This is a genomic window from Variimorphobacter saccharofermentans, from assembly GCF_014174405.1.
Classification (GTDB): Bacteria; Bacillota; Clostridia; order Lachnospirales; family Lachnospiraceae; genus Mobilitalea; species Mobilitalea saccharofermentans.
This window is the reverse complement of sequence record NZ_JACEGA010000001.1, coordinates 3,076,689-3,090,898: the sequence shown is the minus strand read 5'-3', so window position 1 is coordinate 3,090,898 and position 14,210 is coordinate 3,076,689. Positions and strand designations below refer to the sequence as shown.

9 protein-coding genes are annotated in these 14,210 nt (G+C 39.3%); 8 read left to right on the top strand and 1 reads right to left on the bottom strand.

Annotated features, from left to right (window positions below):
- Nucleotides 1–153 precede the first annotated feature (153 nt).
- Together H0486_RS13470 and H0486_RS13465 are read left to right on the top strand one after the other, a co-directional pair.
- Nucleotides 154–996, top strand: a complete 843-nt coding sequence (locus tag H0486_RS13470; RefSeq protein WP_228353488.1) for an HD-GYP domain-containing protein — start codon at nucleotides 154–156, stop codon at nucleotides 994–996.
- Between the two features lie 207 nt (nucleotides 997–1,203).
- The gene (locus H0486_RS13465; RefSeq protein WP_228353487.1) at nucleotides 1,204–3,417 is read left to right on the top strand and encodes a glycoside hydrolase family 95 protein; all 2,214 of its coding nucleotides are present in this window, start codon (nucleotides 1,204–1,206) and stop codon (nucleotides 3,415–3,417) included.
- A gap of 142 nt (nucleotides 3,418–3,559) precedes the next feature.
- On the opposite strand, the gene H0486_RS13460 is transcribed toward H0486_RS13465, so the two are convergent.
- On the bottom strand, nucleotides 3,560–4,453 hold the full coding sequence (locus H0486_RS13460) for a helix-turn-helix transcriptional regulator (protein WP_228353486.1): 894 nt from the start codon (nucleotides 4,451–4,453) through the stop codon (nucleotides 3,560–3,562).
- Nucleotides 4,454–4,629: 176 nt separating this feature from the next.
- Between H0486_RS13460 and H0486_RS13455 the strand changes: the two genes are divergently transcribed.
- From H0486_RS13455 to H0486_RS13430, 6 genes are all read left to right on the top strand, one after another.
- The gene (locus H0486_RS13455) at nucleotides 4,630–5,703 is read left to right on the top strand and encodes a zinc-dependent alcohol dehydrogenase family protein (protein ID WP_228353485.1); all 1,074 of its coding nucleotides are present in this window, start codon (nucleotides 4,630–4,632) and stop codon (nucleotides 5,701–5,703) included.
- Between the two features lie 13 nt (nucleotides 5,704–5,716).
- Nucleotides 5,717–6,724, top strand: coding sequence for an aldo/keto reductase (locus tag H0486_RS13450; RefSeq protein WP_228353484.1), 1,008 nt, complete (start codon nucleotides 5,717–5,719; stop codon nucleotides 6,722–6,724).
- A 34-nt stretch (nucleotides 6,725–6,758) separates the two neighbouring features.
- Complete coding sequence (locus tag H0486_RS13445) at nucleotides 6,759–9,146, top strand: glycoside hydrolase family 31 protein (protein ID WP_228353483.1); 2,388 nt, start codon at nucleotides 6,759–6,761, stop codon at nucleotides 9,144–9,146.
- Between the two features lie 164 nt (nucleotides 9,147–9,310).
- A complete protein-coding gene (locus H0486_RS13440) occupies nucleotides 9,311–10,351 on the top strand; it encodes a LacI family DNA-binding transcriptional regulator (protein WP_228353482.1) in 1,041 nt (346 codons plus the stop codon).
- 455 nt (nucleotides 10,352–10,806) lie between these two features.
- Nucleotides 10,807–13,281, top strand: coding sequence for an alpha-L-arabinofuranosidase C-terminal domain-containing protein (locus H0486_RS13435; protein WP_228353481.1), 2,475 nt, complete (start codon nucleotides 10,807–10,809; stop codon nucleotides 13,279–13,281).
- Between the two features lie 3 nt (nucleotides 13,282–13,284).
- A complete protein-coding gene (locus tag H0486_RS13430; protein ID WP_228353480.1) occupies nucleotides 13,285–14,205 on the top strand; it encodes an ABC transporter permease in 921 nt (306 codons plus the stop codon).
- Nucleotides 14,206–14,210 lie beyond the last annotated feature (5 nt).

Below are 14,210 nucleotides of genomic sequence, written 5' to 3'. Positions count from 1 at the left end.
TGTAATATAGTGTACAGCCCATTTTTATATAATTACGATTCGTGCGGTAGGAGACACGATTCGTGCGGTAAATGGTTTATAAAGGAAAAATTTGATATTATTTTTTCTAGCGAATAGAGTGTGATATTTATGGAGTAGAAGGAGGATATCTATATGTTTCATTTAAAAGATGTGTATAATCAGGCTATAACAATATCTCACAGTATCGTGGAAAATATTAGGTTTGGCAGACAATTATATTTGGAACCCATTGATATGTGTTCCATTCAAATTTGCAAACACGTAGAGGATGATGAGAATTTATTAGAATTTCTTCATAGTGTGCAGGATAAATACCCTTATTTATATTCACATCCGGTTAATGTTGCATTGATATCATTTCTGATAGGAAAGTGGTTGAACCTGGATGAGAAAAGATTGGAGAATCTGGTGCGCGCAGGTTTTTTGTATGATATCGGGAAAGCTAAGATAAGGGATAGTCTTTTAAATAAAGCAGAAGAATTAACATTAGAAGAAATGGAGATAATAAAATCTCATTCCGTCTTAGGATATAGAATTTTAAAAGGGATTGATACTCTAGACCCTGAAGTGCTACAAACGGTGGTATTCCATCATGAAAGAATTGATGGAAGTGGATATCCCTTAGGACTTAAGGGAGATAAAATCAACCTGTTCAGCAGAATTATAGCGGTTGCTGATACATTTGATGCAATCATTTCCACACGAACATACAGTACTAAGGAAATACCATTGAAAGCGGCGGAAGAAATACAAGCAAATAGCTCAAACCAATTGGATTCATCTATTTGCCACATATTCGTAAATAAGCTAATTAATTATTATACTGGCAGGGAGGTAAGGCTAAGTAATGAACAAGTTGGCAGTATCGTTTCTATTAACCCAGATAGAATATCAAAACCAGTAGTATGCTGTCAAAATACACATTATGATCTATCCGATGAAATAGTAGACCTTGAGATAGTTGAAGTTCTTTGATTCTTTTGATGTTATATTTAAATAAAAACATGCGAAAAGTCGACATGTTAAGCTTCAGTATGTCATAAAAATCTCTAATATGGAGCTTGTTATTTGATATAATTAAATGGCAACATTATAGAGGAAGGATTATCGCCCTGATAGGTAGGATAAAGTTATTACTTGTTGAATACCTTTCGTATATGGATGATATGAGGGAGTTTTATTATGAAACGTTTATGGTATAGGCAACCTGCAAAATCATGGAATGAGGCGCTTCCGCTGGGTAATGGAAGACTTGGAGCAATGGTTTATGGTACCGCTGAGCAGGAACATTTGCAATTAAATGAAGATAGTGTCTGGTATGGTAAGTATGTGGATCGTGTGAATCCCGATGCAAAGCAAAATCTGGATAAAGTAAGAAAGTTGATTTTTGATGGAAAAATACCTGAGGCAGAGGAGTTGCTTTTAAAAGCCTTTGCTGGTACACCGAATGGAATGAGGGGCTATCAGACCTTGGGTGATATGAGAATTCAAATGAATGGATTGCAAGGTGTTGAGGAGTATACGAGAGAGCTATCCTTGGATGAGGCTATTCATGTAGTTCGTTTTAAAGATAATAACGGATGCTGGTATGTCAGAGAAACAATGATCAGTGAACCGGATCAGGTGCTTATTATGCATATAGAAGCAGAAAAGCAAGGGATGCTAAATCTGGATATCACATTGGACCGAGATATGTTTTTTGACGAGTTATGGGCTGAGAATAATGATACCATTGCATATCAGGGAAGCTTAGGAGAGGGTGGCTTTCGATTTGCTGCGATGTGTAGTGCAGTAGCAACAGAGGGTACGGTATCGACACTCGGAGAACATTTACTCATCAGTAATACGAAGGAAGCGACGATATTACTGACGGCAGCCACCACCTTTCGATATAATGACATTTTGGCTATCTGTAGAGATTACTTAGAAAAATCAAAGAAAAAGAGCTACTACGAACTAAAAAGAAGACATATTAAGGACTACAAGAGCTTCTATGATAGAGTGGAGCTGCAATTAGATTATGATACGAGTTTAGATGAGCTTACGACAGAAGAAAGATTGAAGCGTATCAGTGAAGAGCAAGAGGACAATGGTCTGCTGGCTACTTATTTTCAATATGGGCGTTATTTACTGATTTCTTCCAGCAGGCAAGGCACATTACCTGCTAATCTGCAGGGAATCTGGAATCAGGATATGAAAGCGGCCTGGGGTTCTAAGTTTACAATTAATATCAATGCGGAGATGAACTACTGGCCGGCTGAAATTACGAATCTGTCGGAACTTCATGAGCCGCTGTTCTATTTACTGAAGAAGGTATACAAGACCGGAAAAAATACCGCTGAGAAGATGTACAACTGCAGAGGGTTTGTTGCACATCACAATACGGATATCCATGGTGATTCCGCACCTCAGGATCTATGGATACCCGGCAGCTTCTGGGTTATGGGTGGAGCATGGCTTTGTACTCACATATGGGAACATTATCTGTTTATCAGGGATTTGGATTTTTTGGAAGAATATTATGACATACTGAAAGAAGCAGTAGTATTTTTTGAAGATTTCCTGGTACAGCATGGTGATTATCTGGTAACCTGCCCATCCGTATCACCTGAAAATACTTATATCTTACCGGATGGAACCAAGGGCTGTGTATGTGCGGGGGCGGCAATGGACAGTCAAATTCTGCATGATTTATTTACAATATATTGTAATGCTGCTAACGTCTTAGATGTAGATCACGACTATGTTGATGTGGTGGAGAAGATGAAACAGAAACTGCCTCCAATTAAGGTTGGTAAGCATGGACAAATCATGGAATGGCTAGAAGATTATGATGAGGAGGAGCCGGGACATAGACACATATCTCATCTCTATGCATTATATCCTTCTTCTCAGATTACGATGGATGGCAATAAGGCACTTTCAGAAGCGGCAAAGAAGACGCTGGAAAGACGCTTGGCGCATGGTGGCGGTCATACCGGTTGGAGTCTGGCCTGGATTATTAATCTGTATGCCAGGCTGTGGGATAGCGAAAATGCAAAAAAAAGTCTGATTCGTTTATTGAGTCAGTCCACATTGCCAAATATGCTGGATAACCACCCTCCGTTCCAAATAGACGGTAATTTTGGTGGAACAGCCGCTATTGCAGAAATGCTGGTACAGAGTAATAATGGACGTGTGATATTAGCGCCCGCTTTACCGAAATCATGGATATCGGGTAAGGTAAGTGGCTTGTGCCTTCGTAATGGAGCGGAAATTTCGTTGCAATGGATGAATGGTAATCTCACCTCCGCTACCATAACGGCAAGACATGATTATAACTCGAAGATATATTATGGGGATAAGGTATGGGAGGTATCTTTAAAGAAGGGAGAAACTATTGTACTTATTCCGTAAGAAATTATATTAATATCTTAGAAAAAGACTCCTGATCAGATAAGTATGAGAATGATGAGTGCTTGCTTATCTGATCAGGAGATTTTCGTTGTACATATTCCATTGAAGCCACTATGCAATAAAACTGAACTGAGAATTAACCTCATATATCATTTTTCTGTTCCGCTGATATATTAAGACTGTTTTTGCGATATTCTCTAGCGGATGTATTATAATATCTGCGAAAAGCAGTTGAAAAATGTTCAACAGAAGAATATCCTAGATCAGAAGCGATTTCCGATATACGCTTATTAGGATCCATTAATAGGATAGCTGCTGCCGACATCTTGGCTTCTGTCCTCTTCTGCAGAAAGGTTTTGCCATAATGACGGATGATTAGCCGTTCCGTTTGTCTGGTACTCAGGCCAAGGCGGTCGGATAATGTATCCAATGAAAGGCTCTTGTACTCATATAGAAAATACTCTTCAATGATAAAATACTTACTATAGGATAGATCGGTAAATTTGTTATGAGTGGTTATTTCCTGTGGGTTCACATAATTACGTATTAAGCTTATTACAAGCTGTTGAAGCAGAACTTCTATCTGCTTCATATAGCCCACATATTTAAGCTCCAGCTCGGAGAAGATCTTCTGCATTATGGAATGGATATTCTGCTGGTCCTGTCCAAACCAAAAATGTGTCGTTTCAAAAAGCTCCATATAGGAACTATCTATTTTCTTTTTAATATCCCTTTTCTTTTTATCAATCTTAAAATAAATACAGTATTCAGCCATGGGGTCGTCCTTATCAGGGATTTGCTCATGCTCAATAAAGGGTCCGGTTATATATAAGGTATTAGGTACAACCTGATAGAGCTCCTGGTTGATTCGAACTTTACCATGACCAAACGGAATGTAATGTATTTCATAACTGTTATCGCTGTGGCTATGACTTGGAATGGAGCGTAAGAAGCGCTCAAAGACAAAATGAAGCGCATTAAACTTAATATACTCCATCGTGAATGAAACACTTATATTGTTATATGAAGTTTTCATCTCATCACCTCAATTCCATAGTATCACAGCACGAAAGGTCAGTCAATGAATATGCGAGAAGACGACATAAATGAATAGATAATGTCACAAATATCTCTAATAATGAGGACTATCTTTGCTATAATTAAATTATCGGATAAACACTAGGATTTTATAATTTTAGGAGGTGTAGCTGTATGGGAATTACGAATGGAAAAATGAAAGGGGCCATTCTTCCGGGCAATAGTACCGTTGAATTGAAAGAGTTTACGATTCCGAAGCCTGGGCATGGTCAGGTTTTGATTCAAACAAAAGCAACTACTATTTGTGGAAGTGACATTCGCTGTATTTATAGAGAACATCTTGGCAAAGGACCAGAAGGCTATATACCTGGAATGATAGCAGGGCATGAGCCTTGTGGAATTATTGTAGAAGAAGGAGAAGGTTTAAAAAGATTTAAGGAAGGCGACAGAGTAATCGTTTATCATATTTCCGGGTGTGGGGTATGTAATGACTGCAGAAGAGGATATTACATATCCTGCTCCAGCCCTCATCGTGCGGCCTATGGATGGCAGAGAAATGGAGGTATGGCTCCATATATTCTTGCAGATGAGAAGGACTTGATTGCTCTTCCTGATGAGCTAACGTATAAGGATGGTGCACAAGTAGCCTGTGGATTTGGGACAGTTTATGAAGCAATAGAGAAAATTGGTATTTGTGGTAATGATGCGGTTTTGGTTACTGGTCTCGGCCCTGTTGGTCTTGCGGCATTAATGGTTGCAAAGGCTATGGGTGCTAATATGTTAATCGGCGTTGAGGTGAATGATTATCGAATTGAACTGGCAATTAAGCTTGGCCTAGCAGATTATGTATTTAAACCCAGTGAGGATACTCTGCAGAAGATATTGGCTGTTACCAACGGACGCGGTGTTGAGCGTGCTATTGATGCAAGTGCAAATGATTCTGGTAGACAGCTTGCTATCCGAGCAACACGTGAATGGGGTAAAATAGCATTTGTAGGTGAGGGCGGAACCTGTAACTTTAATCCTAGTCCGGATATCATACATGGACAGAAAACGATATACGGCTCCTGGGTTACAAGTTTATGGAGAATGGAGGAGCTTGTTGAACGTCTGGTTCGCTGGAATATTCATCCGGAAGAATTGATCACCCATGAATTCCCACTAGAACAGGCAGCCGAAGCTTATGCGCTCATGGCAGAAGGAAACTGTGGCAAAGTGGCGGTCGTATTCGGTGATCAGAATTGCTAGATAGGAGATAAGCATGAGTAATGTAATTAATATAGATGCCGTACCTCGTTATAGGCTATATACAGGGGTAAGTATTCCAATGATGGGAATAGGTACCTTTGGCTCGGATAAATATAGTGCAGAACAGGTATCTGAGGCAGTATATGGTGCAATCAAGGCAGGCTATCGACTAATAGATTGCGCTGCGGTATATCAGAATGAAGATAAAATCGGTTTGGTTCTAAAACGTGTTCAACAAGAAAAAATCGTAACACGGGAAGAACTTTTTATAACCTCAAAGGTATGGAATGATAAACATGATGATGTAATAGAAGCCTGCAAGAAGAGCCTTAGGGATTTGCAATTGGACTACCTTGATTTGTATTTGATACATTGGCCCTTTCCTAACTATCATGCTCCGGGCTGTGACGGTAATTCCAGAAATCCTAATTCGAAGCCTTTCAGTATCGATGAATTCATTAATACCTGGAGGCAGTGTGAAGAATTAGTAAATATGGGGCTGGTAAAGCATATAGGTATGTCGAATATGACGATTCCGAAGCTTGAGGCTGTTCTGGGATTGTGTCATATCCGACCCGCTGCCATAGAGATGGAATTACATCCAAGCTTTCAACAGCAGGAATTATATGATTATGTGGTGTCTCATCAGATGGCTCCAATCGCCTATTGTCCAATCGGTTCGCCATCCCGTCCGGATAGAGATCGAACGAAAGATGATATAGTGGATATGGAGATGCCCGAAATTGTTGCAATCGCGAATGCACATGGAGTGCATCCGGCAATCATCTGTCTAAAGTGGGCAGTGCAAAGGGGACAGATACCAATTCCCTTTTCCGTGAAAGAAGAGCAGTACATTAATAATCTAAAATGCTGTACGGAGGACCCGTTAACTGAGGAAGAAATGGAACTTATTCGAAGAGCAGATAAGAATTGCCGACTGATTAAGGGGCAAGTGTTTTTGTGGCCGCACTCAAAGGGCTGGGAAGACCTATGGGATATCAAAGGAGTGATTACGAAATAACTGTGATCAGTAAGTTATTTCGCTGGGAGGCATTATGTTAGTAGCGGACAAAAGAGCTGAGAAGAAGATTAACAGGGTAGAGAGAATAGAGGATGCCCTTATATTATATTCCGGTGATGGTATGATAAAGCTCCAGCCAAAGTCTGAAGGAATCATACGAGTGATATATACGAAGAAGGATAAATTCTCTGATATTATTAAGCCTGGTGTTATTTGCACAGAAGGCTTTGGTCAGTGGGACTTTAAGGAAGCAGAGGATGAGATACAGCTCAATACAGATAAGCTGAGTCTCAGAATTAGGAAAGAAACAGCATCCATAGGTTATTATAACAATAAAGGTGAATTGCTATTAAAAGAACGGGATTATGAAAGCAAGAATCTGGAAGAGTTTGATTCTTTTCAGCCGGTTATGGATGAGAAAGTGGAAATAGAGCGAATTGATACTCCTGACGGTACCAAAGAAATAATAAAGAATGGTACCCATATCTTTGATCAAAAGTTATATAAAACAAGGTTATATTTGGAGTGGCAGGAGGATGAAGCTCTATACGGATTAGGACAGAATGAAGTTGGGCAATTGAACCTGAGAGGGACAACGGTTTATTTGCATCAGGCTAATATGAAAATTGCAATTCCGCTTCTGGTATCCAGTCTTGGCTATGGTATTTTGGTAGATACTTACAGCCCTATGATCTTTAGTGATAGTAAAATGGGTTCCTATCTCTATACAGAAGCAGACTTGGAGATGGATTTCTATTTTATCTATGGCAACAATATAGATGGAGTCATACAGGGCTATCGTTATCTTACCGGGAAAGCAGTGATGCTGCCGAAATGGGCTTTTGGATTTATACAATCCCAGGAACGATACGAGACAGGGCAGGAGTTAATCGACATTGTTAAGGAACACAGAAAAAGAAAGATTGGCCTAGATGGTATTGTTTTGGACTGGTGTTCTTGGGAAGGTACATTATGGGGGCAAAAAACCTTTGACCCTATGAGATTCCCGAATCCTGAGGCAATGATGAATGAGCTTCACGGTAATCATGCGAATTTGATGGTTTCTATCTGGCCCAATATGAGTAAGGAATGTGATAATTATAAGGAGTTTAAAGCTTCTAGGTTTCTCCTGGGAGCAAGCAGTATTTACGATTCGTATCAGGAAGATGGTCGGAAGCTCTATTGGAAACAGGTTATGGATGGATTGTTCCGATATGGGATCGATGCATGGTGGTGTGATTCCAGCGAACCCTTTACACCGGAATGGAATCATATAGGAAAACCGGAGCCGAGTACGATGTATCATGAGTATTTTGAGACGACCTGCAAATACATTCCGGCTTGGCTAACGAATTCCTATGGATTATATCATGCAAGGACATTGTATGAAGGGCAGCGGGGAACTACAAAAGAAAAAAGAGTGATTAACCTGACAAGGAGTGGTTATACCGGGCAGCAACGATATGGCACAATTCTATGGTCTGGTGATATCTCAGCCAGTTGGAATACCTTAAAAAGTCAGATAACAGCGGGTTTGAATTTCTGTGCCAGTGGATTGCCATACTGGACGTTGGATATTGGAGCATTCTTTGTAAGAAAAGGAACGCAGTGGTTCTGGGATGGTGATTATGACCAGGGCTATGACGATCTTGGCTACCGTGAACTATTTACCAGATGGTATCAGCTTGGTTGCTTTTTACCGATATTCCGAAGTCATGGAACGGATTTTAGGAGGGAACTGTGGAATTTCGGTGATCAGGGCGATGTTTTCTATGAAGCATTGATCAAGATGAATCAGATAAGATACCAATTAATGCCGTATATCTATACCATGGCAGCAAAGGTATGGTTGGAGGATTATACAATACTTCGAATGTTAGCTTTTGATTTTGCATTCGACCCTATCGCAAGAGAAATAGACGACCAGTTCATGTTTGGTAACAATATCATGGTCTGCCCTGTAACCGTTCCGATGTATTATGAGAAGAATTCGTTACCGCTGGAAGAAGTTGAAAAAGTAAGAAAGGTTTATTTACCGGAGGGAACGGGATGGTTCAATTTTTGGACGGAGAGATATTACGAGGGCGGTCAATTTATAACCACAGAGGCGCCAATTGATAAGATACCTCTATTTGTGAAGGCGGGCAGTATATTGCCAATGACACAATTTATGAATTACACGGATGAGCTGCCGGATGCACCCATTGAGGTCAGGGTTTATCCGGGTATGGATACAGAATTTGACCTTTATGAGGATGAAGGCAATAGATACTGTTATGAAGAAGGAGAGTATGCACTAACGAAAATGGTATGGTGCAATCATGAAAGGAAATTGGATATCCAGCCGCCAGTCGGGATATATCAGTGTATGCAGAAAGACAGAGAATACCATATTAGGGTAATTAATTCATATCAATACTAATTCTGACATAAAAATCATAAAATTAACAAATGGGGAAACAAAATAGAATAGATTATTAAAAAAAACAGAATATATTTAATTCTGTATTGCCAAAATGCCTTTTTTGTAGTAATAATAGTTATATAAAACGTTTTACCAATCTATTACGAAAGGACTTGAATATTTTGGTAACCTTAAAAGAAATCGCACAAATGTGTGGAGTTTCCCCATCAACTATATCAAATATATTAAATGGAAAACCAAAGGTTAGCGAGGAAACGAAACAGAGAGTGCTAGAAGTTGTAAAACAAACAGGATATCAGCCAAATTATTTCGCTCAGGGTATGCGTAAGCAAAAAACCAGAACAATTGGTATTATTGTAGAGGACCTGTGCGAGTTCAGTACACCGCCCATTGTTGAGGCTATCATGGCATATAGCGAGGAAAACAACTACCGCGCTGTATTGTTAAATATGCGATTATATGACAAATGGCAGGATACCTGGTACAATGATGAGAAAAAACTACAATCGGCATTAAAACCGGCTATACAGGAATTACTATCAATTAAAGTGGATGGTATCATATATGTTGCGGGTCACTGTAGAGTCATTAATTGCTTTGCGGATGATTTTAAGATTCCTGCTATAGTGGTCTATGCTATATCACGATCTCCCAAATTTACATCGGTTGTCATCGATGATGAAAAGGGCGGATATGACATGACCAGATACTTAATTTCTATGGGACATCGTAGAATTGGTGTGATTGCTGGTGCAGCAGATAATCTTCATACACAAAAACGTAGCAGGGGCTTCCAGAAGGCTCTTTTTGAGGAACAGATTTTGTTCAATCCTGATTGGGTCAGATTTGGTGATTGGAAACGATCATCGGGTTACAGGCAGACAGAAAAGCTTGTAAAAGAAGGTGTTACAGCGATTTTCTGTATGAATGATACGATGGCAGCTGGTTGTTATGATTATCTCTATGAGCATGGAATTGTAGTTGGTAAGGATATTTCAGTAGTAGGGTATGATAATAAAGAAATATCGGAATACCTGAGACCTCATCTTACAACGAATGATCTGAGACTGTCCATCGTTGGAAAGAACTCGGCAGAAATACTGATAAAGCATATTGAAAATGAAGGCATGGAAATAAAATCCTCGAATGTGATTAAAATACCTTGTCGCATGATTACTCGTAATTCCGTAGCAAGAATTTAATAAATCGATTTACATATGGTATGATTTAGGCCTTTGGCATAATGAATGGTTATTCTAAACATATCTGAAGGGGATATGACTTGCTCCATACACAGACAGAAGTATACATTGTGAATTTTGCATATATCGGACGAACCTAAAGTTCGCCTTATCCATAAATTTAACAAAATGTTATTCTGACTGTGCATTATGGTAAGTCATATCCCTTTTTCATACGTTTTACAACACGATTTCCTATGTGTAAAAAGGTTAAACTAACATATGAGTTTGAGCAATATTACCATACAGCACTATATAATGCTTAAAAAAAGATGCTTAATTTTAATGAAATTGTATAAAAGTACTACAAAATAATTTTAATGTACTGTTGACAATTGGCTATTGTATCGTTATAATAAAATTATCAAGTAAAACGATTGACTAAATTTAATTCATGGAATTGGAGAGGCAATTTAATGGGCAGAATTAATATCAAAACTGCAAAGAAAAAGATACCTGTAACAAAGAACCTGTACGGTATTTTCCTAGAGGATATTAACAGGGCTGTAGACGGTGGTTTATACCCTGAGATGCTCAGGAACAGGAGTTTTGAGGATTCTATCCCTCCGATTGAGTGTACACTGGAGGATGATGGCTATGCGATCGTTTCACCTACTGGCTGGCGTGATGAGTTCAATCACGGAGAAGGCCTGACCAGGTGGATCCGTCAGAATGAAGTGCCTTACACACCAATACCAGCTTGGTATTCCAAGAGGACTAAGATGGAACTGGATACCTCGGATACGTTGAATATACATCGACAGGCTGCATTGGCAGTTCATTTCCGAGAGGGCGGGATTATCTATAATACCGGTTTTTGCGGTATACCACAGAAGAATGGAGCTTCCTATAAGTTTTATATGTTTGCAAAAGCGGAAAAGCCTATAAAACTGATAGTATCCATATCGGAAGGTGACAAGGTATATGCCAGTGCCGAGATTACAGTTAACAGTAATACCTATTCACTATATCAGGCGACACTGGTGTCGGATGGAGATACTCGTAAAGCAAAATTTATGATTAGTTGTCCAATGGGTGGAATGTTAAAAATCGGTTTTGTCTCTCTAATGCCGGAAGATACCTATCTGGGACATGGACTTCGCAAGGATATTGTTGAAAAATTAAAGGATATGAACCCGAGGTTTTTCCGATTTCCTGGTGGATGTATTGTAGAAGGCTTTACTCCTTCAACAGTGATGCGTTTTCGTAATACGGTAGGACCTGTATGGGAACGTCCAGGACATCAGTTGATGTGGCACTATCGTACATATAATGGTTTGGGGTTTCATGAGTATCTTCAGCTTTGTGAAGATCTGGATATGGAGCCACTCTATGTATTTAATTGTGGAATGACTTGCCAGGCACGAAAAGAAGTGCTTATGGAGGGACCGGAACTGGAAGATATGCTTCAGGATACTCTGGATGCTATTGAATATGCCATTGGTCCGGTAGATTCAAAATGGGGTGCGTTGAGAGCAAAAATGGGGCATCCCGAACCGTTCCGATTGAATATGGTAGAGATTGGTAATGAGAACTTCGGTGAAGCTTATGAAGAACGATATATCAAATGTTATAACGCAATAAAAGAGCGTTATCCTCATATCAGATTTGTCGCAAATACTCATGTTGAGAAGCATGGATTACCAGTAGATATTGTGGATGAACATTATTACAATACTACAGAGTTTTTTGCTGAGAATACAGACATGTATCATAGCTACGACAGAAAAGGACCGGAGATATTTCTGGGAGAAGTATCAGTTGTACGTGGATATGTTGGTCAATTCTATGGTGCACTTGGTGAAGCAGCTTTCTTTACTGGAATTGAGAAAAACCAGGACATTGTTACAATGGTATCCTATGCTCCTTTATTAGAGAATGTAAATTATAATGCTTGGTTCCCTAATCTAATCAGATTTAATAATACGGAATGCTATGGTATACCAAGTTACTATGTTTGGAAGCTTTTTGGAACTCATCGTGGTGATTATATTGTGGAGAGTACGGAGGAGACCGATAGAATATACCGTCCGGTAAAGGGAATGGCGTCGCTTATGGGAGCGGCTGATCTGGTATATCGCAACGCGGTTTGGAATGGTACTAAAGTAGAAATATCACATGAATTGATGGGTAGGGTGGAGGAGTCCTCCGGTATTTTTACCATTAGAACACCTGATACACAGCAAAGGGAGGAAAGCAGTAGATTTCATGGTGTTAACCCGGATGAAATCTTTGTGATATTCGGAGAAGAAGATGTGACTTCAGGCACATTTGAGATTGATATTAGGGCAGAACAGAACAGGGAGATTATTCTCGGAATATTCAGTTCACGCATTCCGAAGGAGGTCTATATCAGTGATGAAACTCACCCCCCTAAGGATTGGAATGTTGGTAACGTTAGACCGTTTCTATGGAGATTGAAAGACGGAAGAAGCAGGCTGGAGGAAAAGGAATTCCCTGAAAATGTCATACTGGATCAGGAGAAGGATGTAAAACTTAATGTGGATGAGTTTAACCGTTTTCGATATACAACGGACGGGAAGAAGCTTTTATTATATGTTAATGATGAACTTATACACGAAATAGAAATCCCATCCTTCAAGGCATTAAATACTGTTGTAAGTGATACTGATCAAGAGATAATCATTAAGCTAGTGAATATGGCTGAGCAGGATGATGAGGTAGTAATCAATCTTGATTGTGATGTGCTCGATGAGTATCGATCTTACTTATTAACAGCACATAAAATGGCAGAGAACAGCTTTGAATATCCGGAAAATGTCCATGAAGTAGAGCATGTGCGCAAGGGTGCAGGAAAGAACTTCATATATAAGGCTCCGGCACTATCTGTAAACGTGCTAAGGCTTGTGAAAAAACAAGGAGGATATTAGAATATGAACTTTTTTAAGAACAGAAAGAAAGCACGAGCATTCAAGGAGTTTATTTACATCCTACCGTTCCTGATTTTGGTGGCGATATTCTCGTACTATCCACTATACGGTTGGGTTTATGCATTTTTTGATTATAAGCCTCCGTTTCCGCTCAGTATGGATCGATTTGTCGGATTTAAGTGGTTTATTTCTATGTTTGAGAATCAAGTAAAGGTAAAACAGTTACTTGAGGTACTTAGAAATACCTTCGCAATTAGTGGTTTGAGTCTTATGTTTTCTTGGTTCCCGATGATTTTTGCTGTTTTCTTGAATGAGATTAAATGCAAAAAATTTAAGAGATTTGTCCAGACGGTAACCACTCTTCCTAATTTCATTAGCTGGGTTTTGGTTTATTCCATTGCTTACAGTGTTTTGAACAGTACTGGTGTAGTAAATTCAATATTAATGAGCTTGGGGCTAATTGATACTCCCCAATTGTTCCTTCAATCCTCAGAACATGTTTGGTTTAAGATGTGGTTATGGCTCACATGGAAGAATGCCGGTTGGGCTGCCATTATGTATATAGCTGCAATTAGTGGTATTGATGAAGAGATGAATGAGGCTGCCAAGGTAGATGGCGCTTCCAGAATGCAGATTATCTGGCATATTACGATACCTAGCTTGCTACCAACCTATTTCGTATTAGTTATGATAAATCTTGCAAGCTTCCTTTCCAATGGTATGGAACAGTTCTTTGTATTCCAAAATGCGTTTAACAAAAATACGATTCAGGTTCTGGATCTGTACGTTTACAATCTGGCTATGGGAGGCGGTGGCTATTCCCTTTCAACAGCAATCAGTATCTTCAAGAGCGTAGTAAGTGTGCTGCTTCTATGTTGCACCAATGGTATTTCTAAGAAAATCAGAGGTGAAGGATTTATTTAAAATAC

Bases quoted from the DNA above. Each gene is read 5' to 3' on its own strand.
- H0486_RS13435 (WP_228353481.1), top strand. From the start codon at position 10,807: ATGGGCAGAATTAATATCAAAACTGCAAAGAAAAAGATACCTGTAACA.
- H0486_RS13465 (WP_228353487.1), top strand. From the start codon at position 1,204: ATGAAACGTTTATGGTATAGGCAACCTGCAAAATCATGGAATGAGGCG.
- H0486_RS13460 (WP_228353486.1), bottom strand. From the start codon at position 4,453: ATGAAAACTTCATATAACAATATAAGTGTTTCATTCACGATGGAGTAT.
- H0486_RS13470 (WP_228353488.1), top strand. From the start codon at position 154: ATGTTTCATTTAAAAGATGTGTATAATCAGGCTATAACAATATCTCAC.
- H0486_RS13455 (WP_228353485.1), top strand. From the start codon at position 4,630: ATGGGAATTACGAATGGAAAAATGAAAGGGGCCATTCTTCCGGGCAAT.
- H0486_RS13450 (WP_228353484.1), top strand. From the start codon at position 5,717: ATGAGTAATGTAATTAATATAGATGCCGTACCTCGTTATAGGCTATAT.
- H0486_RS13445 (WP_228353483.1), top strand. From the start codon at position 6,759: ATGTTAGTAGCGGACAAAAGAGCTGAGAAGAAGATTAACAGGGTAGAG.
- H0486_RS13430 (WP_228353480.1), top strand. From the start codon at position 13,285: ATGAACTTTTTTAAGAACAGAAAGAAAGCACGAGCATTCAAGGAGTTT.